General features: G+C 71.0%; 22 protein-coding genes. 18 read left to right on the forward strand and 4 right to left on the reverse strand.

What is annotated here, in order from left to right:
- Positions 1-208: 208 nt before the first annotated feature.
- Both ABFX51_RS30335 and ABFX51_RS30340 read right to left on the reverse strand, forming a co-directional pair.
- Positions 209-667 carry an ASCH domain-containing protein gene (locus tag ABFX51_RS30335; RefSeq protein WP_218153572.1) on the reverse strand — a complete coding sequence of 153 codons (459 nt, stop codon included), beginning with the start codon at positions 665-667 and terminating at the stop codon, positions 209-211.
- Positions 668-773: 106 nt separating this feature from the next.
- The gene (locus ABFX51_RS30340; RefSeq protein ID WP_091514212.1) at positions 774-2,828 is read right to left on the reverse strand and encodes a GNAT family N-acetyltransferase; all 2,055 of its coding nucleotides are present in this window, start codon (positions 2,826-2,828) and stop codon (positions 774-776) included.
- A gap of 523 nt (positions 2,829-3,351) precedes the next feature.
- Here ABFX51_RS30340 and ABFX51_RS30345 point away from each other — a divergent pair.
- The 4 genes from ABFX51_RS30345 (at position 3,352) to ABFX51_RS30360 (ending at position 6,883) form a co-directional block, all read left to right on the forward strand.
- Complete coding sequence (locus ABFX51_RS30345; RefSeq protein WP_177228924.1) at positions 3,352-4,176, forward strand: IclR family transcriptional regulator; 825 nt, start codon at positions 3,352-3,354, stop codon at positions 4,174-4,176.
- Positions 4,177-4,257: 81 nt separating this feature from the next.
- A complete protein-coding gene (locus ABFX51_RS30350; RefSeq protein WP_346055701.1) occupies positions 4,258-4,437 on the forward strand; it encodes a hypothetical protein in 180 nt (59 codons plus the stop codon).
- Positions 4,438-4,672: 235 nt separating this feature from the next.
- The gene (locus tag ABFX51_RS30355) at positions 4,673-6,166 is read left to right on the forward strand and encodes a sugar transferase (protein ID WP_346055702.1); all 1,494 of its coding nucleotides are present in this window, start codon (positions 4,673-4,675) and stop codon (positions 6,164-6,166) included.
- A gap of 66 nt (positions 6,167-6,232) precedes the next feature.
- The gene (locus ABFX51_RS30360; protein WP_177228925.1) at positions 6,233-6,883 is read left to right on the forward strand and encodes a PIG-L deacetylase family protein; all 651 of its coding nucleotides are present in this window, start codon (positions 6,233-6,235) and stop codon (positions 6,881-6,883) included.
- On the opposite strand, the gene ABFX51_RS30365 is transcribed toward ABFX51_RS30360, so the two are convergent.
- Complete coding sequence (locus ABFX51_RS30365; RefSeq protein ID WP_091514219.1) at positions 6,864-7,415, reverse strand: dTDP-4-dehydrorhamnose 3,5-epimerase family protein; 552 nt, start codon at positions 7,413-7,415, stop codon at positions 6,864-6,866. The two genes, ABFX51_RS30360 and ABFX51_RS30365, sit on opposite strands and share 20 nt — an antisense overlap.
- Before the next feature lie 37 nt (positions 7,416-7,452).
- Between ABFX51_RS30365 and ABFX51_RS30370 the strand changes: the two genes are divergently transcribed.
- From ABFX51_RS30370 to ABFX51_RS30415, 10 genes are all read left to right on the forward strand, one after another.
- Positions 7,453-8,547 (forward strand): transferase, encoded by a 1,095-nt coding sequence (locus tag ABFX51_RS30370; protein WP_346055703.1) that lies wholly within the window; start codon positions 7,453-7,455, stop codon positions 8,545-8,547.
- Positions 8,548-8,727: 180 nt separating this feature from the next.
- The gene (locus tag ABFX51_RS30375; protein ID WP_346055704.1) at positions 8,728-9,987 is read left to right on the forward strand and encodes a class I SAM-dependent methyltransferase; all 1,260 of its coding nucleotides are present in this window, start codon (positions 8,728-8,730) and stop codon (positions 9,985-9,987) included.
- A 4-nt stretch (positions 9,988-9,991) separates the two neighbouring features.
- The gene (locus ABFX51_RS30380; RefSeq protein WP_091514225.1) at positions 9,992-10,786 is read left to right on the forward strand and encodes a glycosyltransferase family protein; all 795 of its coding nucleotides are present in this window, start codon (positions 9,992-9,994) and stop codon (positions 10,784-10,786) included.
- A complete protein-coding gene (locus ABFX51_RS30385) occupies positions 10,783-11,808 on the forward strand; it encodes an NAD-dependent epimerase/dehydratase family protein (RefSeq protein ID WP_091514226.1) in 1,026 nt (341 codons plus the stop codon). The genes ABFX51_RS30380 and ABFX51_RS30385 overlap by 4 nt, the downstream gene beginning before the upstream one ends.
- 64 nt (positions 11,809-11,872) lie before the next feature.
- A complete protein-coding gene (locus ABFX51_RS30390) occupies positions 11,873-12,769 on the forward strand; it encodes a glycosyltransferase family 2 protein (RefSeq protein WP_091514229.1) in 897 nt (298 codons plus the stop codon).
- Positions 12,766-14,934 (forward strand): glycosyltransferase, encoded by a 2,169-nt coding sequence (locus tag ABFX51_RS30395; RefSeq protein WP_091514231.1) that lies wholly within the window; start codon positions 12,766-12,768, stop codon positions 14,932-14,934. The genes ABFX51_RS30390 and ABFX51_RS30395 overlap by 4 nt, the downstream gene beginning before the upstream one ends.
- Positions 14,935-14,967: 33 nt before the next feature.
- On the forward strand, positions 14,968-15,333 hold the full coding sequence (locus ABFX51_RS30400) for a hypothetical protein (RefSeq protein WP_091514234.1): 366 nt from the start codon (positions 14,968-14,970) through the stop codon (positions 15,331-15,333).
- A complete protein-coding gene (locus ABFX51_RS30405; RefSeq protein ID WP_346055707.1) occupies positions 15,330-16,595 on the forward strand; it encodes a lipopolysaccharide biosynthesis protein in 1,266 nt (421 codons plus the stop codon). The genes ABFX51_RS30400 and ABFX51_RS30405 overlap by 4 nt, the downstream gene beginning before the upstream one ends.
- Positions 16,592-18,580: a hypothetical protein gene (locus tag ABFX51_RS30410; RefSeq protein ID WP_091514238.1), complete on the forward strand. Its 1,989-nt coding sequence runs from the start codon at positions 16,592-16,594 to the stop codon at positions 18,578-18,580. The genes ABFX51_RS30405 and ABFX51_RS30410 overlap by 4 nt, the downstream gene beginning before the upstream one ends.
- The gene (locus ABFX51_RS30415; RefSeq protein WP_091514239.1) at positions 18,577-18,807 is read left to right on the forward strand and encodes a hypothetical protein; all 231 of its coding nucleotides are present in this window, start codon (positions 18,577-18,579) and stop codon (positions 18,805-18,807) included. Before ABFX51_RS30410 ends, ABFX51_RS30415 begins: the two co-directional genes overlap by 4 nt.
- 5 nt (positions 18,808-18,812) lie before the next feature.
- Here the strand turns inward: ABFX51_RS30415 and ABFX51_RS30420 are convergent, their stop codons facing one another.
- Positions 18,813-20,039, reverse strand: coding sequence for a hypothetical protein (locus tag ABFX51_RS30420; protein WP_346055708.1), 1,227 nt, complete (start codon positions 20,037-20,039; stop codon positions 18,813-18,815).
- 83 nt (positions 20,040-20,122) lie between these two features.
- Here ABFX51_RS30420 and ABFX51_RS30425 point away from each other — a divergent pair, with 83 nt between their 5' ends.
- From ABFX51_RS30425 to thrS, 4 genes are all read left to right on the forward strand, one after another.
- Positions 20,123-20,998, forward strand: a complete 876-nt coding sequence (locus tag ABFX51_RS30425; protein ID WP_346055709.1) for a glycosyltransferase family 2 protein — start codon at positions 20,123-20,125, stop codon at positions 20,996-20,998.
- Positions 20,999-21,050: 52 nt separating this feature from the next.
- The gene (locus ABFX51_RS30430) at positions 21,051-21,827 is read left to right on the forward strand and encodes a glycoside hydrolase family 16 protein (RefSeq protein WP_346055710.1); all 777 of its coding nucleotides are present in this window, start codon (positions 21,051-21,053) and stop codon (positions 21,825-21,827) included.
- Between the two features lie 89 nt (positions 21,828-21,916).
- Complete coding sequence (locus tag ABFX51_RS30435; RefSeq protein WP_346055711.1) at positions 21,917-22,534, forward strand: malonic semialdehyde reductase; 618 nt, start codon at positions 21,917-21,919, stop codon at positions 22,532-22,534.
- 79 nt (positions 22,535-22,613) lie between these two features.
- Positions 22,614-24,665, forward strand: coding sequence for a threonine--tRNA ligase (thrS, locus tag ABFX51_RS30440; RefSeq protein WP_346055712.1), 2,052 nt, complete (start codon positions 22,614-22,616; stop codon positions 24,663-24,665).
- Positions 24,666-24,811: the final 146 nt, after the last annotated feature.

Here is a 24,811-nt window from a genome sequence, read left to right on the forward strand (position 1 = left end):
GTGAGGTCACCCCGACGAATTCCTGGGAGTCCTCGACCCCGGCAGCCCTCTTCGTGGACGGCGCATGAGCACCACTGAGCATGGTAGCCCGATCGAATGCACCGAGCCCGTTACGCGGGTTCGCGGTTCGTGTTCCAGATAGAGCTGCGCAGCTGGACCGACGTCGGGCGTTCGAACGCGACACTCCGCGCGGTGGCGATCTGGCGATTCACGCGCCCGTGGCGACGAGGGTGTGAAGTGGTTCGGGGTCGTGCTCGGCGAGGTAGCGGTAGCTCTGCGGCGGCCGAAATGCAGCGTAGTCGCGGAGCCAGGCGAGTTCGTATGGCGTGTGGAGGCGCTGTGGTGAGTCGAGGGTCAGGCAAGTGCCGGCTTCGACGCCGGCGAGGTAGTTGTCGAACTCGGCGCGTGACAGTGCGAGGTTCTTCCGATGGCGCCGCCACAGTCGGGTGGGGGTGTCGGTGTGTACCGAGGTGAGCCGGGCGACGCCGACGACCGACATGATCGGGGCGCTGGCGTAGATGATGATGGTGGTACCGGGTTGGGCCGAGACCCGGGTTCGGCGGAGTTCCACGGTCTTGCTGCCGTCGAGGATGGCCTGGGCGAAGCGTGGGCGGAGCGACATGAGCAGTGGTCGTTCGTCGGTGCGCTCTGAGGCCTGCTTCGTCACAGCCGGTGACCTTACCGGGAGGGGAAGCGGTAGCTGACCCCTGGTGCGACCGGACATGAGGGGAACACTAGTTCGATTGATCGACATTGTCACGGGGCCGCGGCTGCTACTGCGTGCCGGTTCCCTCCCGGTAGATCTTGCCGAAGAGCTTGGCCGGGATGCGCCGGGTGCTCATGAACGCCGTGGGCCCTTCGCCCACTTGCTCGCGGTAGCGGTGGTAACGGCGCAGTGATACGGGTGCCCGGAAGATCTCCGTGTTGGAGATGCGGAGGGCTTCGGCTTGCTGGCGACCTCGTGCTGCGCGGGTGACCGCGGCCAGGTCGAACACGCCGTAGTAGGACAGCGCCGCATGCAGATTCTCCGGGCTGTCGATCATCAGCCCATCGAGCTGTGAGGCGGCGAAGAAGTGCCCGCTGCCGGTGCCCTTGCCTGTCGAGAGCCAGAGGACGCGTCCGGGCTCGGCGAGGGGGCTGTTGCCGACGCTGTGGTAATAGACGTGTTCCCGTCCCAGGGACAGTTGTGGGTCGCGGGGCACGATGCCGTCGGGGTACCCGAACAGCTCGTGCGCGTACCCGCTTCTGATCGGAACGACGAAGCAGGGCAGCTCGCTGTCCAGCAGTTTGGCTGGCCACCAGGCGTGCTCGAGCCTCGCCGCCGCGTGAGCGGTCAGGGCAGGGTTCAGGAGTGGCGCGGCACCGAGACCGGCGGCCCGGAGGGCGCCGTTGGCCGCGCTCACCACCTCGCGTGCAGTGCCGCAGACGTCGACGACGGGTGCGTACCAACGGCCGTCCACGTGGGTCATCAACTCGAAGTCGGCCGCTTGCTCGACCCGCAGTGCCAGGTGGGGGTCGGCGATCTCGACGAGGTTGGCCCCCGCCTCCCGTGCTTGTTGCTTGAACAGCCAGAGGAGGTGCCTGGCGAGCGTGTCGCCCATAGGGTGGTCGGCTACCCGCAGGAGGGGCACGGACCAGCGCTTGCCTTCGAGGTAGCCGCAGTACAGGGCGATCGCGCGACCGTCGTCGCCGTGAACCAGCCACGGTCCTTGTCCGCCTTGGATCAGTTGCTCAACACGTTCTTGCAGGTCGCGCTTGCGTTCGCCGCCGGTTTTCGCGAGGAAGGCCGCGAGTTCGCGTCTGAGTCCGGCCCCAGCTCGGGCGTGGCTGAAGCTGCTACCGGACAAGGCTACCTGGCGAAACGCTTCGGCGTTGGCGAGTTCGTCCAGGTGGAGGACCACGTAGGTCGGGGTCATGATCTTCATGCCGGTGAGGTTCCGGATGGCAGGGGCGAGGAGCTTGATCAGGCCCTCGTCCCACGTGAGGAACACGCTGAGGCCGGCAGCCGCCGCATGCGACACCTGCAACAAGTCGCTGCGGTCCTGCTCGGTTGCCGGGTATCCGGGCTCATCCGCGCGAATGACTTCCAGCAGCTGATCGTGCAGCGATTCTGCTGCGGCGCGGTCGGCATGGATCGTTGGGTAGGTGTCGATCGCTTGTACCAGGGGTTGCCGGCCGTCGCGGCTGGTGCGATCGAGCTCGGCGTGCATACCCGAGGTGATCACCAGCTGAAGCCGTCCCGCGAGATGGTCGGCGATGAGGAAGTCCGAGCGGTGCCGTCGTGCCGCAGGGGCGGCCAGATCGCGGACGATGTTGAGGTCAACCGCCGCCCGTAGCTCGACCGGCTGCTCGAACTCGGTGAAGAGGTCCGGATGACCGTGGTCCTTCCACCACACGGTCATGGGGGCTCGGTCGCGCCCCCGGCCTGTGGTTCGTGCCCGGGCTTTGAAGCCCAGGCTGGACCACGTCTGCTCGAGCCCGTAGTCGTCACGGCACTTGGCGCGAACGCCCAGCCGATCCTGGTGGCGGCGCGTGATCTCGTCGACGAGAGCACGAGCGACGCCGGTGCCACGTGCGTCCGGCTCGACGCACAGGTGGGTCAAGGAGACCTCGTTGCGGGGGAGGCGGTACAGGGCATATCCGATCAACGCACCGGCCCGCTCGTCGCGTGCAATGAGCAACCGCGATTGCTCCGCGGCCTCTTCGAACGCGGCGTAGGGCAACTGCCCCAGCCGGCCGATGAACCGGTTGCCGAGATCGATGACGGCCTGATAGCCGTCTCGATCCTCGGGCGCAAGTGGCACTACCTGGACCTGCGAATCGCCCATGAGGTTCAAGCATGGACGATCAGCGGCGCCGCGGAGCCAGAACAGTGATCAACCACCCAGTTGGCATAGTGAGTGAAGCGGGCCGGTTAGGCTGTCCAGCCGTTCTCGAACCGCGGATTCGTTCGCGCAATGCGCCGTGGGGAGCACGGTGGGGGAGCACCTTGGGAGCAGCCTTGCGTGCCGAGCGGACCGGAACGGTCCTCAACCGACCTGAACCAACCGCGCTGACCTGCAGGAGTCAGATTTCCGCAGGTCAGCGCGGTAGCGCGTACATAGTTCACACCGAAGAGGTCACTGGTTCGATCCCAGTATCGCCCACCCCCCGAACCCCGGGTTCGGAGTCCGAGTGACATCGGGTTCCAACCCGGGGTTTCGTCGTTTTGTTTCCCCCTTCGAAGTTCCTCACACGGTCGGGTGAGGCGGCCGTGGCGGAGCGGCCTGTTCGGCGGCCCTTTTCCGGTATGCCCCAGGGCGCTACTATTCGAAACGCTTACTCTGCCCACTGAAACGAGGTGTGTGAGTCTTGTCGGCCGACCCCAACCTCGATCCCGAAGAAGGCGCCGGCGACGGGCCCCTCGCCGAAGATCGCGACTACTCGCTGCGTGCCGTGGACCGCGTCTGCGCGATCCTCGACCTGCTGCAGCAGTCCGTCGACGGTATCAGCCTGAACACGGTCGTCGAAGCCACCGGGATGCCCAAGTCCTCGGCCTACCGCTACCTGTGGACGCTGGAGGCCCACCGCTACGTCGAACGGGACGAGGAGACCGGCCTGTGCCGGCTGGGCCTGGGCTTCCTCGGGATGCAGTCCCGCCACCTCGAACTGCTGCGCGAGGTCGCGCGCCCGTGGCTGGAGAAGCTGCGTGACGAGTTCGGCGAGACCGCGAACCTGGGTGTGCTCGACAGCGACCGCATCATCTACGTCGACATCATCGAAAGCCGCCGCGGCGTGCGGCTCGCCGCGTCCCGGGGCGACCGGGACCCGTTGCACGCCACGGCACTGGGCAAGGCGATCGCCGCCCACCTGTCCGAGGAGCGGGTGCGGGACATCCTCGCCCGCTCGGGCATGCCCCGCCGCTCGGCCAACACCATCACCTCGGTGGAGGACTACCTCACCGAGCTGGAAACCGTCCGTAGCCTCGGCTACGCGGTGGACAACCTGGAGAACGAGGCCGACGGCCGCTGCGTGGCCGTGCCGCTGCTGGGCACCAGCGTGCCCGCCGCGATCAGCCTGAGCGCTCCCGCCGCGCGCTTCCCCGCGAAGGACGTCGGCCGGGCCGCCAAGGCTTTGCAGGACGTCGCGACGCGGATCATCTCGCGACCCCGCGCCCGCAGCAACGGCGCTGCCTGAACACCCCCTGAACAGGGAGGAACCCCGGCGCTCGGGGAGGGCGGATACTCGCGCCGGGGTTCCGGCCGGCTGCGCTGGTCAATGGCTGAAGAAGCGCACGCACCCGGCGGTTTTCCTATTCACGACCAGCTCTCGCTGACGGGTTCCATCGTCGTTGCCGCGCGTGCGCGGCACAATGCTCCATTCGGGTTAAATCGAAACGGTGGTTTCAGCTACCGGCACTCACTCGATCGTGGTGGATTTACCGGCTACCTTGCGTGATTGTTCGCCGGTGGGTAACGGCTGCGCCGAACGGCGGGGTGCGGGGGCGACCGTTGGGTGAGAAGCCGGATCTTGCTGGGGTTGACGCTGTAACGCGTGCCCGATCACCGCCGACTCCCGGGCTGATGGAACGCCGGGAAGCGGAACGTCACAGGCAATCTGGTTACTGAGCGTGACTAATTCGGGGACGAGCGGGACGCGGTGCGGTCCCCGCTGCCGGATGGCGGGAGGTCGGATGGAAGAGCCGGTGGGCAAGCGGGTTCCGGGTACCCGAGGGGTGGCCCGGCTGCGGTTGCCACCCGCGTCCGCCGCCGGGACGGCGGAGGACGCACGGCCGCGCGCGGCCGGCACGTCCTGGGAGCGCCGGTACTCCGCCTTCGTGATCGGCGGGGACGTCGTCGCGACGCTGGTGGTGATCGCCTCCGCCGTGCTGGTGCTGGTCGAGCTCACCGGGCGGCCGTACCTGCTGCACGCGTCGGGCACCACGGCCGCGGTCCTGTGCGCGCTGCCGTTCAACCGCGCGTGGAGCAGGCACGTGCTCGGCGAGGGGGCCGAGGAGTTCCGCAGGCTCGGCCGCGCCCTGCTCATGGCGGGCGTCGTCGTGGCGCTCGCCGGGCTGCTGTTCGGCGCGCTCGACGTGCAGCCGTGGGTGTTCGCGGTCGTGCCGCTGGTCGGGCTCGTGACGATGGTCCAGCGGTACACCCTGCGCCAGGTGCTGCACCACGCCCGCCACGTCCACGGCACGTGCATGCTGCCGGTGCTCGCGGCCGGTGCCCCCGGCAGCGTGCGGGACCTGATCGAGCGCACCCGCGCCGGCGCGCACGTCGGCTGGCGCGTCGAGGCGGTGTGCACCGACAGCGGCACGGGTGAGGTCGGCGGGGTGGCGGTCGCGGGGCGGCTGGACGAGGTCGCCGAACAGGTGTGCCGCGGGGGCTACCGCGTGGTCGCCGTGACCTCCGACCCGTACTGGACGCCGAAGCGGCTGCAGCGGCTCGCGTGGGACCTCGAAGGCACGGGGGCCGAACTCGTCGTCGCGCCGGTGCTGATGGAGGTCGCGGGGCCGCGGCTCAACGTGTCCGGGGTGCTGGGCATGCCGCTGCTGCGGGTCAGCGCCCCCGCCTTCACCGGCGTCCGCCGCGTGGTGAAGGAGATCTTCGACCGCGCCACGGCCGTCGCGGGGCTGCTGCTCATCTCGCCGGTCCTGCTGCTGATCGCGGTGCTGATCAAGCTCAACGACCGGGGCCCGGTGTTCTACCGGCAGCGCCGCGTCGGCCGGGACGGGCGCACCTTCATGATGATCAAGTTTCGCACCATGGTCGTCGGCGCGGACCGGATCCGCGACGAGCTGCTGACCGCGAACGAGGGTGCGGGCCCGCTGTTCAAGCTCCGCCGCGACCCCCGGGTGACGCGGGTGGGAGCGGTGCTGCGCCGGTACTCGCTCGACGAGCTGCCGCAGCTGTTCAACGTCCTCGGCGGCTCGATGTCGCTCGTCGGGCCGCGGCCGCCGCTGCCCGAGGAGACCGTGAGCTACGAACGCGCCGCGCGCCGCCGCCTGCTGGTCAAGCCGGGGCTCACCGGGCTGTGGCAGGTCAGCGGGCGCAGCGACCTGAGCTGGGACGAGAGCGTGCGGCTGGACCTGCGGTACGTCGAGGACTGGTCGCTGGCGCTGGACATGGTGATCCTCTGGAAGACGGCGAGGGCCGTCGTGAGCGGGCGGGGCGCCTACTAGGGCCAGCCGCTTCCCCACCACCACCCTCAACGGACACGCTCCGCGTGGCTTGCCTAATCTCAGCTGGTGCTTTCGCTCACCGCTCCCGAAATCCGGCACGTCGCGCTTCTCGGCGCGCACTGCGACGACCTGGCGATCGGCGCCGGGGGCAGCCTGCTGACGTTGTGCGAGGGGCGGCCGGAGCTGACCGTGCACGCGCTCGTGCTCAGCGGCGGGGGCACCGTGCGGGAGGACGAGGAACGCGCCGCGCTGGCCGACTTCTGCGCCCCGGCCCGCGTGGAGCTGACCGTGCTGTCCTTCCCCGACGGGCGGATGCCGGCGCACTGGCTGGAGGTCAAGCAGGCGGTGGCAGGGCTGCGGGAACGGGTCACCCCGGACCTCGTGTTCGCGCCGCACCGCGGCGACCGGCACCAGGACCACCGCCTGGTCGCCGAGCTGGTCCCGCAGGTGTTCCGCGACCAGCTCGTGCTCGGCTACGAGATCCTCAAGTGGGACGGGGATCTCGGGCAGCCCGCGGTCTTCCAGCCGCTGACCGGGGAGATCGCGCGCCGCAAGGCCGACCTGCTGGCCAAGCACTACCCGTCGCAGCACGGCAAGGACTGGTACGACGAGGACGCCTTCCTCGGCCTGGCCCGGCTTCGCGGGGTGCAGCAGCACACCCGCTACGCCGAGGGCTTCCACGTGGAAAAGCTCGCGCTCACGCTCGGCCGAGGCTGACCAGCAGGTCGCGCCACGACGGCGCCCGCGCGTCGCGCTCGCTGACGACGGTCACCGGCAGCGGCCACGCGATCGCCAGGTCCGGGTCGTCGTAACGCACCGCGATGTCCTCCGACGGGTCGTGCGGCCGGTCGATCCGGTAGCACACGTCGGCGGTCTCGGTGAGCGCCTGGAAGCCGTGCAGCATGCCCGGCGGGACGTAGAGGTGCGCGAACTCCGTGTCGTCGAGCCGGAATTCGAGGCGCCGCCCGAAGGTCGGGGAGTCCGGGCGGATGTCGACGACCGTGTCGAGCACCGCCCCGTGGGCGCACCGCACGAGCTTCGCCTCGCCGCGCCCCGAGCGCCCGTGCAGGCCGCGGACGACCCCGCGCCGCGAGCGGGACTGCGAGTCCTGTGCACGCTCGCCCAGTTCGATCCCGTGTTCCCTGGCGATCGCGGCGTCGAAGGTCCTGGTGAAGAATCCCCGCTCGTCGTGGTGGGGTCGCGGGCGCAACAAGTAGACTCCCGCGATCTCGGTCTCGCTCACCTGCACGGCTGAGTTGCTCCTGTCCGTCGTTCCGGAAATTCTCGTGAGGGGAAAGCTGGTGCCATCTTGCCGGGCCTGTGGCGCGGTCGTCGGCGACGTCGTACTCGACCTCGGCGAGCAGCCACCGTGCGACCTGTTCCCGCCCGCCGCTGATCCCGGCCCCGATCCGGTGTTCCCGCTGCGGATGTGGTTGTGCGGGCGGTGTTCGCTCGCGCAGCTCGTCGAGGACCCGGGTACCGCGGAGGAACCCGCCGGGGTGGAGCCGAGGGCGTTGACCGAGCAGGCCGCCGACGCCGTCCGCGTGCTCACCGAGGCCGGGCTGGTGCGGCCCGGCGCCACCGTCGCCGAGCACGGCAGCCCGCACGGCGGTTCGTGGCTCCCCCTGCTGCGCGCGGCCGGCATGCGCGAGGCGGCGCCGGGGGAGCGGGCGGATCTGGTCGTCGACTGCTTCGGGCTGATGCACGAACCCGTGCAGGACAAGGCGATGGCGGAGCGCGCGGAGCGGCTGGCGCCGGGCGGGGCGCTCGTCGCGCAGTTCCACTCGCTCGCCTCGATCCTCGCGCAGGGGCAGTGGAACGCCTTGCGGCACGGGCATTTCGCGTACTACTCGCTGCCCGCGATGACCGCGCTCGCGCGGACGGCGGGGCTGGCGCCCTGCCGCAGCTGGTCGTTCCCGCTCTACGGCGGGACCGTGCTGCTGGAGCTGCGGCCCGGCGCCCGGCCGGACCCGGAGACCCAACGCCGCGAACGGGCCGAGCTGGCCGCGGGGGTGACCGACGCCGCCACCGTCGCCGGCCTGGGCCGGGCGGCGGCCGACGGTGCCGCGCGGCTGCGGCGGGAGCTGGCGGAGCGGGCGCGCGGCGGAAAACGCGTGCTCGGCTACGGTGCCGCCTCGCGGGCGATCGCGCTGCTGAACCGGGCCGGAATCGATCATGAGCTCCTCCCGGCCATTGTGGACATTTCTACCGGCAAGCACGGGCGCAGAATGCCGGGGTGCAGAATTCCGATCACCGGGCCGGCCACCCTGAGGGGTGATCTTCCCGACGTCGTGGTGTTGTTCGTGCCGGACCTGTTGAGCGAGGTGAGAGAGTCCTTCCCCGAGCTGAAGGCCCAGGACACGGAATGGCTCCTGGCCTGACGTGGGGCCGTTCGGGTGACGAGTGGTCCTGTGCTGGTTACGCAGAGCTTCAACTTTCAGCCAATTGGCCGTCTGTCTTCACCCGGTTGCCTGTAACGCTGCCGGCAGACATACCTATAGTCATGTTGACAAAAGTCCGGGCGCAGCCTGGGGGAGAGCGACGAGGAGTGCGCAGCGACCATGCTGAGGGGCGAGGGGCCGTCGTGCCGCCTGTGCGGGGCACGGGATCTGGAGAGCGTGGTCGACCTGGGTGCCAGCCCGCCGTGTGAGTCGTTCCTCACCGGGGCGCAGCTGGACGCCCCCGAATTGACGCACCCGCTGCATTTGCGGGTTTGCCCGAATTGTTTCCTCGTGCAGCTGCCGCCGTTGATCGACCCTGCGGAAACATTCACCGAATACGCCTATTTCTCGTCCTTTTCCCACTCGTGGCTCAAGCACGCCGAGGCGTTCGTCGGCACGGCGGTCGACCGGCTGGGGCTCACGGACTCGTCGTTCGTGGTGGAGGTCGCCAGCAACGACGGCTACCTGCTGCGCAACGTCGTCGACCGCGGCCTGCGGTGCCTGGGCATCGAGCCGTCCGTCAACGTCGGCGCCGCGGCGCGGGAGAAGGGCGTGCCGACGCTCACCGCGTTCCTCGACGCGGAGACCGGCGCGGCGGTCCGGCGTGAGCACGGGCCCGCGGACCTGGTGGTGGCCAACAACGTCTACGCGCACATCCCCGACGTGCTCGGCTTCACGCGGGGCCTGCGCGCGCTCGTCGCCGACGACGGCTGGCTGTCGATCGAGGTGCAGCACCTGCTCAGCCTCATCGAGCTGACCCAGTACGACACGATCTACCACGAGCACTTCCAGTACTACACGGTCGCCACCGCGCAGCGGGCGCTCGCGACCGCCGGCCTGGCGGTCGTCGACGTCGAGAAGCTGCCCACGCACGGCGGGTCGATCCGGCTGTGGGCCCGCCCCGAAGCCGTCGCGGGCGAGCCGAGCGAGCGCATGCGCGCCGTGCTGGCCGAGGAGGAGGCCGCCGGGCTGCACGAGCTGCGGGGCTACCGGGACTTCGCCGGCCGGGTCGAACAGGTCCGCCTCGCGCTGCTGGAGTTCCTGATCCAGGCGAAGCGGCGCGGGCAGCGCGTCGTGGGCTACGGCGCGCCCGGCAAGGGCAACACCCTGCTCAACCACTGCGGCATCCGGCCCGACCTGCTGCCGTACACAGTGGACCGCAACCCCTACAAGCACGGGCGCTACACGCCCGGCACCCGCATCCCGATCTCCGAGCCGGAGCGGATCGCGCGGGACCGCCCCGACTACGTGCTCGTGCTGCCGTGGAACCTGCGGGCCGAGCTGACCGAGCAGCTGCGGTACGTCGCGGAGTGGGGCGGCAGGCTGGTCTTCCCGATCCCGGAACTGGAGATCGTCACCCCCGAGGAGAAGGTGAACTGACATCATGAAGGTGGTGCTGTTCTGCGGTGGCTACGGCATGCGCATGCGCAACGGTCCCGCGGACGACGTGCCCAAGCCGATGCAGCTCGTCGGCCCGCGCCCGCTGCTGTGGCACGTGATGCGCTACTACGCCCATTTCGGGCACAAGGACTTCGTGCTGTGCCTCGGTTACGGCGCCCGGCACATCAAGGACTTCTTCCTGACCTACACCGAGACCGCGTCGAACGACTTCGTGCTGCGCGACGGCCGGGTCGAGCTGCTCTCCACCGACATCAGCGACTGGTCGATCACCTTCGTGCACACGGGCACCGAGTCTTCGATCGGGGAGCGGCTGCGCCGCGTGCGTGAGCACGTCGCCGACGAGGAGATCTTCCTCGCCAACTACGCCGACGTGCTCTCCGACGCCCCGCTGGACGAGATGATCGCGAACTTCCGGGCCGCCGACGCCGGTGCCTCGATGATGGTCGTGCCCCCGCAGTCCACGTTCCACTGCGTGGAGCTGGAGGGCACCAAGGTGCGCACGATCAGCTCCGCGGCGAGCCTGCCGGTGTGGGAGAACGCCGGGTTCTTCGTGCTGCGGCAGGAGATTTTCGACCACATTCCCGAAAACGGCGACCTCGTGGAGGACGCCTGTGGCACCCTCGCGGGCAAGGGCAGGCTCGTGGCCTACCCGTACCGCGGGTTCTGGCAGCCCGCCGACACGTTCAAGGAACGGGCCGCGCTGGACGCCGCGTACGAAAGCGGCGAGCGGCCGTGGATGCTCTGGGAGAAGAAGGCACCCGTGGGGGCGAGCGCGTGAAGGTACTGCTGACCGGACACCAGGGTTACCTCGGCACGGTGATGGCGCCCGTGCTGCGGGAGGCCGGGCACGAGGTCTTCGGGCTGGACTCGGGTCTGTTCGCCGAGTGCGTGCTGGGCCCGGAACCGGACGACCCGCCCGGCGAACCCGTGGACCTGCGGGACGTGACCGCCGACCGGCTCGCCGGGGCCGACGCGGTGATCCACCTCGCCGCCCTGTCCAACGACCCGCTGGGCTCGCTCAAGCCCGAGCTGACCTACGACATCAACCACGCCGCCTCCGTGCGGCTGGCGCGCCTGGCCAAGGACGCGGGCGTGCGCCGGTTCCTCTACGCCTCGACGTGCTCGGTGTACGGCGCGGCGGGGGAGGAGCTCGTCACCGAGGATGCCCCGCTGCGGCCGGTGACCCCGTACGCCGAGTCGAAGGTGCGCGTCGAGGACGACCTGCACGAGCTCGCCGACTCCGGGTTCAGCCCCGTGTACCTGCGCAACGCGACCGCCTTCGGCTTCTCGCCGCGGCTGCGGGCCGACATCGTGCTCAACAACCTCGTCGGGCACGCCGTGCTCACCGGCGAGGTGCGCGTGCTGTCCGACGGCACGCCGTGGCGGCCGCTGGTGCACGCGCTCGACATCGCCGCCGCGTTCCGGGAAGCGCTTTCCGCCCCTGTCGACGCGGTGCACGACCAGGCGTTCAACGTGGGCACCGAGGTCAACAACCTCACGGTGCGCCAGATCGCGGAGGCCGTGACCGAGGCGGTCCCCGACGCGAAGCTCGTCATCACCGGGGAAGCGGGTCCCGACCCCCGCTCCTACCGGGTCGACTTCTCCCGCATCCGCGCGGCGCTGCCGGGCTTCACCGCGGCGTGGAGCGTCCCGGACGGCGCGCGCGAGCTCGCCGACGCGTACACCCGCCACGGGCTCACACCCAACACGTTCGAGCAGCGTTTCACCCGATTGGCATGGCTGCGTGAACAGCGGGAACGGCAGCTGCTGGGAGATGATCTGCGGCGTCGCCGAACCTGAGCCGCCGCCAGGCGTCCGAGAAAATGTCTTCCCCGATAACCCCCGCCCGTGAGGAAACCAGCGCGTGACGACCATCGACTCCCCGCGTCCCGTCACCGGCGCCCCCCGGCCCGAGTACGAGAACCTCGGCGACGCGATCGCCCTGGCCGCCCGGCACACCCCGAAACGCCGTCTCGAACCCGCCGTGACCGTCGTCGTCCCTGCCAAGAACGAGGCAGCCAACCTGCGTGTGGTGCTGCCCGAGCTGCCCGAGGTGCACGAGGTCCTCGTCGTCGACGGGCACTCCGACGACGACACCGCCCGCGTCGCGCACGAGGTGCGGCCGGGCGTGCGGGTCATCCAGCAGACCCGGCGCGGCAAGGGCAACGCGCTCGCGTGCGGCTTCCTCGCGGCCACCGGCGACGTCATCGTCATGTTCGACGCCGACGGCTCCGCCGACCCCGCCGAGATCCCCCGCTTCGTGGACGCGCTCGTCGGCGGCGCCGACTTCGCCAAGGGCAGCCGGTTCGCGCCCGGCGGCGGCAGCCACGACATCACGGCGCTGCGCGCGGCCGGCAACTCGGGCCTCAACCGGCTGAGCAACACGCTGTTCAGCGGCGCCTTCACCGACCTGTGCTACGGCTACAACGCCTTCTGGCGGGACCTGGTGCCGCTCCTGGCGCTGCCGCCGGTGTTCGCCCCCGACGGGCCCGCGATGCGCTGGGGCGACGGGTTCGAGATCGAGACCGTGATCAACTGCCGGGTCGCCGCACTGGGGCTGTGGATCACCGAGGTGCCCAGCGTCGAGCGCGCGCGCATCCACGGCGAGACGAACCTGCGCACCTTCAGCGACGGCGGCCGGGTGCTGCGCACGCTCGTCGCCGAGTGGCAGCGGGTCGGCAAGCAGCGCCGCAGCCGCCGCTTCGGCACCTTCAACCCGTTGCCGCTGCCCGCCACCGAGAACGTGGGCGAGCCGGTATGAGTCCCACCGAACCCGCGCCGACCGTCGTCCTGTGCGCCTACACCGAGCGCCGCTGGGACGACCTGGTGGCGGGGCTGTCGTCGCTGCGGGCGCAGACCGTGCGGCCGGGCGAGATCATCCTCGTCGTCGACCACAACCCCGAGCTGGAGCGGCGGGCGGCGGCGGAGTTCCCCGACGTCCTCGTCGTGCCCAACGCGGGGCGGCGCGGCCTGTCCGGTGCCCGCAACACCGCGATCGAGCTGGCCAAGGGTGAGGTCGTCGCGTTCCTCGACGACGACGCGGTGCCCGAACCGGACTGGCTCGAGCAGCTGCTCGCCGGGTACCGGGATCCGCGCGTGCTCGCGGTCGGCGGCTCCGCGCGGCCGGTGTGGCCGGACGGCGAACGCAGCCCGCTGCTGCCCGCGGGCGGCGACGGCACGGGGGAGCTGGACTGGGTCGTCGGCTGCACCTACACCGGGCAGCCGACCTCGGAGACGCCGGTGCGGAACCTGATGGGCTGCAACATGTCCTTCCGCCGCGAGGCGTTCCAGCTCGCCGGGCTGTTCACCGAGGACCTCGGCCGCGTCGGGCGGACCCCGCTCGGCTGCGAGGAGACCGAGCTGTGCATCCGGCTGCACCAGGCCTCGCCCGGTTCGGTCGTGTTGTTCCGCCCGGAGGCCGTCGTGCGGCACCGCGTCACCCCCGACCGGCTCACGTGGGGCTACCTGCGCCGCCGGGGCTGGGGCGAGGGCGTGTCGAAGGCGCTGGTCTCGCGGTCCGTCGGCGCCGACGCGGCGCTGGCGACGGAACGGGACTACCTCAGCCGGGTCATCCCGGCCGCCCTGCTGCGGGAGCTGGGCCGCCTGCTGCGCGGGCGCGGCTCCGGCGCGCTGGGCGTGCTCGCGCTCTGCCTGGTCGTGGGCTCGACCGCCGCGGGTTACGCGCGCGGGAAGCTGTCGCGCCGCCGGCTGAAGCTGGGTGCGCCGCCCAAGCTCGTGCACGGGCCCATCCACGTGGCCACTGTGGACATCAACCGGATGCCGGCACAGCTGCCGGTGCCCGCCCGCGCGGTGGGGCACTACCGCGCCGCGCAGGTGCTCGTGCGGGACGGGGACCGGACCTTAGACGTGGTGCTGCTGCCGGTGCGCCGCGGGGTGGTGCGGCTGGACCTGCTCGGCTTCGGCACGCCCGCCGCGCCGGCCCCCAAGCCCGACTTCGAGCGGCCGCTGATCAGCGTCGTGATCCCGACGGCGCACCGCAAGCAGCAGGCGGTCGCGAGCGTGCGCGCCGCGCTGGCGGCGGGGTACCCGCGGCTGGAGATCCTGGTCGTGGACAACCTGCCCGACGGCGAACCCTGGCTGCGCGAGGAGGTGGAGGCGCTCGGCGCGCGGTACCTGGTGGAGCCGCGCAAGGGCGTGAGCGTCGCCCGCAACACCGGCGCCCGCGAAAGCAAGGGCGAGTTCATCGCGTTCGTCGACGAGAACATCAGGGTCGAACCGGGCTGGTTCGACGCCGTGGCCGAGGAGTTCGTCGCCGACCCGCAGGTCGGCTGCGTCACCTCCATGGTGCTGCCGGCGAGCCTGGAGACCGACGCCGAGGTGCTGTTCGAGCGGCTTAAGGGGTACAGCCAGCACGTGCGCCGCCAGCGGCTCGACCGCGAGACCGTGCGCGAGGACCCGCTGTACCCGCTGTCGCTCGCGCGTTACGGTCCCGGCAGCTGCACCACGTGGCGCCGTTCGACGTTCGAGAGCCTGGGCGGGTACGACCCGCTGCTGGGCGCGGGCACGCCCGCGATGGCGGGGGAGGACCTCGACCTGTTCGTGCGGCTGGCCCGCGCCGACGGCACCGTCGTCTACACGCCCCACGCCGTGGCGCGGCACACCCACCGCGCCGACTGGCTGGAGCTGCGGGAGCAGATGCGCGGCTACGGCGTCGGGCTCACCGCGATGCTGCTGCTGTCCGTGCTGCGCCGGCCGATCGGGGTGTTCTCGATCCTGCGGCGGATCCCGCGTGGTGCGGCCCGCCTCGCCGCCCGCACGCCCGAGCTGCCGCTGTCCGACCGCGCCGCGCGCTCGCGGCTGCGCCAGCTGCGCCGCGACGAGCGCTCCGGCATGCTCAGCGGGCCGGTCGCGCTGGCGAAGGCGTGGCGGCGGTACCGGTTCGGGGCCCGGTCGGGCCATCGGTAACCATAGGCAGGGGCAGGAGAGAAGAGGCGGCGGGTGCTCGAGCAACTGAGGAACCGGCGGATCACCGCCTATTGCCTGCTCGGCGTCTGCCTGCTGACCGTGCTGTTCGTCGTCACCGGGCTGACCACCCCCGTGCGCACGCTGCTGGTGCTGGTGTTCGTCACCACCGCGCCCGGCTGGGCGCTGATCTCCTACGTCAACGTGCGGCACGTGTCGGTGACGTGGATCAGCGCGGTCGGCCTGTCGCTCGCGCTCACCCTCGTGGTGGCGCAGATGCTGGTGCTCACCCACGCCTGGCACCCGGAGGCGGCGGTCGTCGTGCTGGCGGTGCTGACGTCGGCGCTGCTGGCGCACCACGTCGTGCGCAGCAGGCCACCCCGTGAGGCCGGTGCCCGGTGACCCGCTGGCCCCGCCTGCGCACGCGCCCGCAGGCCCCGCTCGATGCCGCGCGCTCCGGACGGGGCATGCTCGCCGACGGGCTCGCGCTGTCGGCCAGCGCGGCGATCAGCGCGGTCGCCGGGATGGTGGGCTGGATCCTCGCCGCGTGGCTGCTGCCCGCGGCCGACGTCGGGCACACCTCCGCGTTCGTCTCCGGGATCCTGCTGGTCGCCGGCATCGCCGAACTGGGGCTCGGGCCCGCGGTGCTGCGGTGGCTGCCGCGCTCGGGCGCGCAGCGGCCGGTGCTGCTCAAGCGCACGTACCTGCTGGTGCTCGCGGGCGGGCTGGTGGGGGCGGTCGTGTTCGTCCTCGTGCCCGCCGGCGGTGAGGTCGCCGGGCACGTCACCGGGGGCTGGTGGCTGTTCCTGGTCGCCGCGACCGCGTGGACGGTGTTCCAGTTCCAGGACGCGGTGCTCACCGGGGTGGGCAGGGCGCGCTGGGTGCCCGTCGAGAACGGGCTGTTCGCGCTGGCCAGGCTGGTCGTGCTGGTGGTGCTCGCGCCGCTGGTGGGCGGGCTCGGGCTCGTGTTGTCCTGGCTGGTGCCGACCGTGCTGACGGTGCTCGTGGTGACGGCGCTGGTGTTCCGCCGGCTGCGCCCACAGGAGGAGCCGGGAGTGCTGCCGGACCGCCGTGAGGTGGTGCGGCTGCTCGGGCCGACGTACCCGGGGACGGTGTGCGTCGTCGTGCTCTACAACCTCGTCCCGCTGATCATGCTGCACCGCTTCGGCGCCGACGCGAACGCGGTGTTCTTCGTGGTCTGGACCGCGATCAACGCGCTGGACCTGGCGGCGACGATGTTCGTCAACCCGCTGGTGGTGCGCCTGTCCGCCGAGCCGGAGCACGCCCGTGAGCTGGTGCGCGGCACGGCGGCGCGGCTGGCCGCGGTGTTCGTGCCGCTCCTGCTGCTCGGCGGTCTGCTGGCCGGGGTGGCGCTGATGATCTTCGGGCCGGAGTACACCTCGGGCACCGGGCTGTTGCGGACGCTGCTCGCGGCGCAGGCGCCCCGCCTGGTCGTGCTCGTCGCGATCGCGGTGCACCTCGGGCAGGGGCGGGGGTCGGGCGTGGCGGTGCTGCACGCGCTCACCGCGGCGCTGGCCGTCGTGTTCGCGCTGGTGCTGCCGACGACCGCGGCGTTCGGGATCGGGCTGCTGGCCGGGCAGTGCGGGCTGGCCGCCGTCGTGCTGCTCGACCTGCGCCGCCGCCTGCGGGAGGCGCGCGCGTGAGCGTCGCGACCCGGTTCCTGCGGCCGTTCCGCCCGGACCGGCCGGTGCGCCGGTACCCGGGCACGAACCGGCCGATGCACTACCCGTCGCCGGGTGACCAGACCCGCTACATCCCGTCGACCGGCAGCCTGACCCCGCCCGAGGAGATGCCCGTCCGGCCACGCGCGGTGCGGCCACGGCCGGGCCCGGGGCCGGGAAAGCCGGCCATCCTGGCGGACCCGTTCTTCGGGCCGGGGCTCGCCGGTGTCTCGGTGATCCTCTGGGTGGTGGGCCTGCACCCGGTGCCGCCGTCGGCGATCGGGCCGATCGGGCTGATCGCGAACCTGTCGGTCCCCACCCTGCTCGCGTACCCGCTGCTGGTCGCCGCGGTGGTGCTGGAACTGCTCCGGTACCAGCCGCGCACGTGGTTCATGTCGGGCTACACGCTGCTCGGCGTCGTGTTCGTCTACGGCGTGCAGCCCGCCGTCGAGGAGATCGCCCGGCTGCCGACCGCGTGGCTGCACTCCGGTTTCGCCGAGTACATCGCGAACCACGGTGAGGTGCTGCAGGGCTACGACGCCCGCTTCTCCTGGGCCGGGTTCTTCTCGCTGGTCGCGATGATCACCAAGGCGGCCGGGATCCCGAACGCGCTGCCGCTGCTGAACTGGGCCCCGGTCGTGTTCGCCGGCCTGATGGTGCTCGGCGTGCGCGCGCTCGCGGTGTCGGCGCTGGGCAACCGGCGGGCCTCGTGGTTCGCGCCGTGGCTGTTCCTGGCGGGGAACTGGACCGAGCAGGACTACTTCTCCCCGCAGGCCACCGCCATGGTGCTGATGCTGGCCGCGCTCACCCTCACGTTCCGGCACCTCGTGCGGCCGCGGCTCACCGAACCGGTGAAGGCCCGGCTGCGCGTGCGGCTGGCCCCCCGGTCGAGCCCCAAGGCGCGGCTCGTCGCGCAGGGCGCGGTCGTGCTGATCGCGCTCGGGCTCGCGCCGACCCACCAGCTCACCCCGTTCGTGCTGGCCGGGATGCTGCTGTTGCTGCTGCTGTTCGGGCGGCTGTGGCCGGCGTGGCTGCCGTTCGTGGTGTTCGGCGCCGCCGTCGTGTGGTTCTCGCTCGGGGCGACGGACTTCTGGAGCGGGCAGCTCATCCAGATGATCCTCAGCCCGCTCGGCGACGTCAGCTCGTCCGTGGACCAGGGGATCTTCAGCAGGCTGTCCGGCGACGTCGGGCACCTGGTCGTGCTGCTCATCCGCATCGCGGCCAGCGGCTACGTCGCCGCGCTGGCGTTGCTGGGCATCCTCGCCATGCGCCGGGACAACCTGAAGTCGTGGCTGCTGCCCACGCTGTGCGCCGCGCCGTTCGGGCTCGCGCTCGTGCAGTCCTACGGCGGCGAGGTGTTCATGCGCTGCTTCCTGTTCGCCCTGCCGATCATGGCGCTGCCCGGCGCGATCCTGCTGGAGCGGGCGCTGACCGAGGCGCGGCGGCTGCGCTGGCGCAACCGCCCGCGGCGCACGATGGCGGTCGCCGCGATCCCGTGGCTCGCGCTCACGGTGCTGGCAGGCATGACGCTGGTCGCGCGCGGCGGCAACGACGCGTACACGTCCATGAGCAGGCAGGACTTCGCCGCCGCCTCGTGGGCGGTCGGCCAGGCGCAGCCGGGGCAGCGGGTGGACTCGCTGGTCAACGCCGTGCCGAGCGCGTTCGCCAGGGTCGGCGAGGTGGAGCAGTCCGAGGCGGACATCTACTGCGCCGACCTCGTGCACGTGCCCGCCGCCGTCGAGTGCCTGCAGGAGAAGGGGCCCGACTACCTTGTGCTCACCGGGCCGCAGTTCGCGTACCTGGAGATCCTGAACGCGGCGGCCCCGGGCTACGAGCAGCAGCTGCTGCAGGGCCTGCAGGCGAGCAGGCTCTACCGGGTCGTGTTCAACGACGACGGGGCGCTGGTCCTGGGCAGGGCCAACGAGGCCATGCCGAACCCCCAGCCCGCGGAGGGAGGAACGGGATGAGCGCGGGGGACGTGCTGACGCTGCTCACCGCGGTCTGCGGGGTGGCGCTGCTGGTGGTGCTGGTGGTGCGCACCGTGCTGAAGGAGATCGCCGTCGGGCGCCGCTCGACGGACTCGGCGAGCGCGCGCACCTCCCGCATCAGGACGCTCGACTTCGTCGCGGTCGGCCTGACGGTGTTCACCGTGGCCGGGGCGATCGCGCGGATCGTGGTGGGCCTGACGGGATGAGCGCGTCAGCCGAGGGTGACGGCGAACGGCGGGAGGCTTTCGGTCACCCCGTCGAGGTGGAGCAGCTGCGCGGAGGCCGACAGGTTCACCGTGAGGGTCTGCCCCGCGTCGACGAACCGGAGCAGCGCCTGCGGCACGTCCCGCACGATCTGGACGACGCCCGCCCGCAGCCGCGGCACCAGCCAGCTCCACGCCTTCGTCAGGCTCGTCGGGCAGATCGGGCCGTCCGCCGGGTCGGTCCACAGTGCACCGTAGGGCAGGTCGGCCTCGGCCTGCGGCTGCCACAGCAGCATCGCGGAGGCGCCGCCCTCGGCGGCCCGCGCGACCGCGTCGAGCGTGGCGGCGGCCCTGGCCTCGTCCGTGTTGTCGGCCGCGTCCGGGTAGAACTCCGCCCACCACACCGGCAGCCCGGTCAGCTTGCAGACCCAGCGGGTGGCGTCGGTGTAGAAAGCGCTCGCAGCGCCTGGCGAGGTGATCAGCCCCTGGTCCCAGGTCCGCGTGGAGCCGTCGACGGCCACGAAGTCGGCGCCGTGCTTGTGCGTGTTCCAGTACCGGTAGAACGACAGCACGCGCTCGTCGACGCGCCCGTAGGGGCCCGCGATCGCGGAGCCGGTGTTGCCCATCGCGAACAGCGTGAGCACCGCGTACGGACCGCCGATCTCCGCGTCGGGACGCACCTTCTTCACCGCGTCGTAGACCTGGTTGTAGAACTCGGTGAACCCCTCCGCGTCCCACGTGTTGCCCGCGGTGTCCCAGAACCCCTTGAGCTCGTTCCACACCTGGAAGTAGTGCACCTGCGGGTAGCGCTCGGCGACGCGGGCGGCGAGCTCGGCGAAGTCGGCGTAGTGCGCGGGCAGCGGCGCGTCGGTCAGCCGGTTCCAGTCCGTGCTGCCCGCTTTCCCGCCTTTCATCCAGTCCGGCGAGCAGCACAGCGTCAGCACCGGGGTGCCGCCGGTGCGCTCGATCAGGTCCATCCGACTGTCCAGACTGGACCAGTCGTATTCGCCGGGGGCAGGCTCGGGGTTGAGCGCGCCGAAGCCCATGATGTGCTGGTTCTGCAGCATGGGGGCGGAGCTGAGGATCTGCTCCCCGGCGGCGCGGTCCTCCTCCGGGAGCCACGAGCCGAGGCTGTGCTGACCGTGCGTGACGCCGAGCATCATCTGCACGGGCTGGTCCGGTCCGGCCACCAGGGGCAGGAACGACCCGATACCGGTCAGCACGGTCGCTACCAACGCAAAACCTTTCACATATCCGAGTCTGAGCGAGCGCCGGCGACGGCGCCTTCCGAAAATTCCGCCCAGAGGGGGAAAGTGTGGTGAAAAATCCCGAAGTCTCGGTCTGTGTCCCGGCATACCAGGCCGAACGATACCTGGCGGGGACCCTCCGCAGCGTGCTCGCGCAGAGTTTCCGGAACTTCGAGCTCGTCGTGGTGGACAACGCCAGCACCGACCGGACCGCCGAGATCCTCCGCCAGTTCGACGACCCCCGCCTGCGGGTGGTGCGCAACCGCGCCGTGCTGCCGGTGGCGGACAACTGGAACCGGGCGGTCGCCGAGTCGCGGGCGCCGCTGGTGAAGCTGCTGTGTGCCGACGACCTGCTCCACCCGCGCTGCCTGGAGTGGCAGCACGCCGTGCTCACGCGGGATCCCGGGCTCGCGCTGGTGTGCGGGCGGCGCACGATGGTCAACGAGGAGTCCCATCCGATGAGCCGCAACCGCGGCCTGCGCGGGCTGCTGGGCAGGCACGCGAGCGAGGACGTGGTGCGGCGGGTCGTCCGCCACGGGGGCAACCCGCTGGGGGAACCGGCGGCGGCGCTGTTCCGCAGGCTGGACTTCGACGCGGTGGGCGGGTTCGACGGGCGCTGGAAGTTCCCGATGGACCTCGCGCTGTGGGTGCGGCTGCTGGAACGCGGCGACTTCTACGGCATGCGGCAGTCGGTGGCGGCCTTCCGGATCAGCCGGGGTTCGCTGTCCGACGCGCTCGACGACACCGGGTACGCCGAGCAGCGGAGGCTGACCGGCGAGATCGCGGGCACGCCGGAGTGGCGGGTGCGCAAGCGGGACCGGCTGGTCGGCGCGGCGAAGGCGCCCAGCGCGCGGCTGCGGCGGCAGGCGTTGTTCGTGGTCGCCAGGGCGCAGGGGCGGCGCACTGATCGTGATGTGACGGCCACCGCAGATCACCCAGAAGAGTGAGGTAGGTTTCACGGCCGTGAAGCGACGGACTACTCCCCTGATCCTGTGTGCCGTGCTGATCGTCGCTGCGGTGGCGGCGTTCGTCCTCACGACGCAACGCTTCGGCAGCGATGACAGCGGGGAGCGGGCCGAGCAGGGGAGTCCCGGGGTCGCGGGAGCGCCCCCGCCGCAGCCCGCGTCGACCGAGGCCGCCGTGCTCAACGGCTGGCAGCTGGTCGCGGGCGACGACTTCAACGGCACCAAGATCGACACCAAGCGGTGGGACGTCTACGACGGCGCCAACTCGGTCGGCGAGACCTGGAGCAGGAAGCAGTGCACCGTGTCCGGGGGCGTGCTGACCCTGGCCGGCAGGGCCGACGACGCGGGGACGACGTGCGGGCTGTCCTGGAAGGGGGACCAGACCTTCGGCCGGTGGGAGGTGCGGGCGCGGCTGCCGGTGCCCGCCGACGCCAACTACGCCCCGACGTTCCTGCTCTGGGGCGCCGACGACCTGAACTTCCCCGAGGCGGGGGAGATCGACTTCTCCGAGACGTGGAACCCCGAGCGGCAGTTCGCCGAGAGCTGGCTGCACGGGCCGGGCAACCTCAAGGGCCCGTACATCAAGAGCAACCCGGTGGACCTGACCCAGTGGCACAACTTCGGGGTCGACTGGCAGTCGGACAAGATCACCCTCTACCTGGACGGGCAGGTGTGGGGCGTCTACGACGACCCGAAGTACATCCCCCAGACGCCCATGCACCTGGTGCTGCAGCTGAGCTTCGTACGCAAGCACCCGGGCACGCCGGTCGCGACGACCGCGCAGGTCGACTGGGCGCGGGTGTACCGGTAGGAGTGAGCACGGCCACAGCGGCGAGGCGAAATAGTCAAGCGCTCAACTAGGTTGGTCGGGGTGGATCCTTTCCCGACCGAAGGAGAGACATGACCTCGACCGCCAGCCTGGCCGACGCACTGCACCTGCCCCAGGACGTGCAGGACCTGCTGTTCCGCGAAGCCCGCACGGCGAACACCTTCAGCGACGAGCCGGTCTCCGACGAGCAGATCCAGGCGATCTACGACCTCGTCAAGTGGGCGCCGACGTCGATGAACACCCAGCCGCTGCGCGCGCTCGTGGTCCGCACCCCCGAGGGCAAGGAGCGCCTGCTGCCGCACATGGCCGAGGGCAACCGCGCCAAGACCGCCGCGGCGCCGGTGACCGTCGTGCTCGCCGCCGACACCGACTTCCACGAGAACCTGCCGAAGACCTTCCCGCACAAGCCGGACGCGAAGGACATGTTCGCGGGCAGCGAGGAGGCCCGCGCCGAGTTCGCGAAGCTGAACTCGCTGCTGCAGGTCGGCTACTTCATCATCGGCGTGCGTGCCGCCGGCCTCGCCGCGGGCCCGATGACCGGGTTCGACGCCGCGGGCATCGACAAGGAGTTCTTCGCCGACCGCAAGTGGCACTCCCTCGTCGTGGTGAACGTGGGCAAGCCGGGGGAGAACCCGTGGTTCGACCGCCTGCCGCGGCTGGACTACGACGAGGTCGTCGAGGCCGTCTGATCTGCCTGGCCTGGCCGAAACCGGGTGGCGGACGGCGGATAGCATCGAAGGGTCGTCACTTCCGCAGAAGGAGCCCATCGTGAACCAGCCGTCGTCCGCCGCAACCGCCCCCGCCGCGAGCGTGGTGGTGCCGGCCGGGACCACGGCCGGCACCGCGATCAGGGAGGCGGGGCTGCCGACCAAGGGGCCGGAGACCATCGTCGTCGTCCGCGACCCGGAAGGCCGGCTGCGTGACCTCTCGTGGGCCCCCGAGGCCGACACCGAGGTCGAGCCGGTCGCCGCGAACACCGAGGACGGCCGCAGCGTCATCCGCCACTCCGCGGCCCACGTGCTCGCGCAGGCGGTGCAGCAGCAGTTCCCGGAGGCCAAGCTCGGCATCGGCCCGCCCGTCAAGGACGGGTTCTACTACGACTTCCAGGTCGAGACCCCGTTCACCCCGGAGGACCTGCAGGCGCTGGAGAAGCGCATGAAGCAGATCATCAAGGGGGCGCAGCAGTTCTCCCGCCGCCGCTTCGACTCCCCGGAGCAGGCGCGCGAGGAGCTGGCGGACGAGCCGTTCAAACTGGAGCTCATCGACCTCAAGTCCGATGTGGACACCTCCGAGGTGATGGAGGTCGGCGGCGGCGAGCTGACCATCTACGACAACCTCGACCCGCGCACCAAGGAGCGCGTGTGGAGCGACCTGTGCCGCGGCCCGCACGTGCCCACCACCAAGTTCATCCCGGCGTTCAAGCTGACCCGCGTGGCCGCCGCGTACTGGCGCGGGAACGAGAAGAACCCGCAGCTGCAGCGCATCTACGGCACCGCGTGGGAGTCCCAGGAGGCGCAGGACGCGTACCTGGAGATGCTCGCCGAGGCCGAGCGGCGCGACCACCGCAAGCTGGGCGCCGAGCTGGACCTGTTCTCCTTCCCCGACGAGATCGGCTCGGGGCTGCCGGTGTTCCACCCCAAGGGCGGGATCATCCGGCAGGAGATGGAGAACTACTCGCGGCAGCGGCACGTCGAGGCGGGCTACGAGTTCGTCTACTCGCCGCACATCACCAAGGGCACGCTGTTCGAGATCTCCGGGCACCTCGGCTGGTACCGCGACGGCATGTACCCGCCGATGCACCTCGACGCCGAGTACGACGAGGACGGCAAGGTCCGCAAGCCGGGGCAGGACTACTACCTCAAGCCGATGAACTGCCCGTTCCACGACCTGATCTTCGCCTCGCGCGGCCGGTCGTACCGGGACCTGCCGATGCGGCTGTTCGAGTTCGGCACCGTGTACCGGTACGAGAAGTCGGGCGTGATCCACGGCCTGACCCGTGCCCGCGGCTTCACCCAGGACGACGCGCACATCTTCTGCACCCAGGAGCAGGTGGGCGACGAGCTGAAGTCGCTGCTGGACTTCGTGCTGAACCTGCTGCGCGACTACGGGCTCAACGACTTCTACCTCGAGCTGTCCACCCGCAACGACGAGAAGTACGTCGGCTCGGACGAGGTGTGGGCCGAGGCCACCGAGGTGCTGCGCGCCGCGGCGGAGTCCTCCGGGCTGGAGCTGGTGCCGGACCCGGGCGGCGCGGCGTTCTACGGGCCGAAGATCTCGGTGCAGGCCAAGGACGCGCTGGGCCGGTCGTGGCAGATGTCGACCATCCAGCTGGACTTCAACCTGCCGGAGCTGTTCAAGCTGGAGTACACCGCGGCCGACGGTTCGCGGCAGCGGCCGGTGATGATCCACCGCGCGTTGTTCGGGTCGATCGAACGGTTCTTCGGCGTGCTGACCGAGCACTACGCGGGCGCGTTCCCGGCGTGGCTCGCGCCGGTGCAGGTGGTCGGCATCCCGATCGCCGACGACCACGTCGAGCACCTGCGGGGTGTGGAGAAGGCGTTGCGCGCCAAGGGGATCCGGGTCGAGGTCGACACCAGTGACGACCGGATGCAGAAGAAGATCCGCACCCACACCACGCAGAAGGTGCCGTTCCTGCTGCTGGCGGGTGCGAAGGACGTCGAGGCGGGTGCCGTGTCGTTCCGGTTCCGCGACGGCAGCCAGATCAACGGCGTCCCGGTGGCCGACGCGGTCGAGGCGATCACGGGCTGGGTCGCCCGGCGGGAGAACACCTCGCCGAGCGCTGAGGTGTTCAAGGCGTGAGCGAAGCTTGCGAGCGAACCATGGGCACCACGCTGGCCGACGTTGTGTGGCTGCCGGGGCTTGCCGCGTCCGTTGAGGAGGCCGCGTGAGCGAAGCTTGCGAGCGAACCATGGGCGCCACGCTGGCCGACGTTGTGTGGTTGCCGC

It is taken from the genome of Amycolatopsis dongchuanensis, from assembly GCF_039542405.1.
Lineage (GTDB): Bacteria > Actinomycetota > Actinomycetes > Mycobacteriales > Pseudonocardiaceae > Amycolatopsis_E > Amycolatopsis_E sacchari.

Excerpts from the sequence above, each read along its gene's own strand:
- ABFX51_RS30350 (WP_346055701.1), top strand. The coding sequence starts at position 4,258 with ATGGCTGAAGAAGCGCACGCACCCGGCGGTTTTCCTATTCACGACCAG.
- ABFX51_RS30395 (WP_091514231.1), top strand. The coding sequence starts at position 12,766 with ATGAGTCCCACCGAACCCGCGCCGACCGTCGTCCTGTGCGCCTACACC.
- ABFX51_RS30435 (WP_346055711.1), top strand. The coding sequence starts at position 21,917 with ATGACCTCGACCGCCAGCCTGGCCGACGCACTGCACCTGCCCCAGGAC.
- ABFX51_RS30380 (WP_091514225.1), top strand. The coding sequence starts at position 9,992 with ATGAAGGTGGTGCTGTTCTGCGGTGGCTACGGCATGCGCATGCGCAAC.
- ABFX51_RS30415 (WP_091514239.1), top strand. The coding sequence starts at position 18,577 with ATGAGCGCGGGGGACGTGCTGACGCTGCTCACCGCGGTCTGCGGGGTG.
- ABFX51_RS30375 (WP_346055704.1), top strand. The coding sequence starts at position 8,728 with ATGCTGAGGGGCGAGGGGCCGTCGTGCCGCCTGTGCGGGGCACGGGAT.
- ABFX51_RS30340 (WP_091514212.1), bottom strand. The coding sequence starts at position 2,828 with ATGGGCGATTCGCAGGTCCAGGTAGTGCCACTTGCGCCCGAGGATCGA.
- ABFX51_RS30355 (WP_346055702.1), top strand. The coding sequence starts at position 4,673 with ATGGAAGAGCCGGTGGGCAAGCGGGTTCCGGGTACCCGAGGGGTGGCC.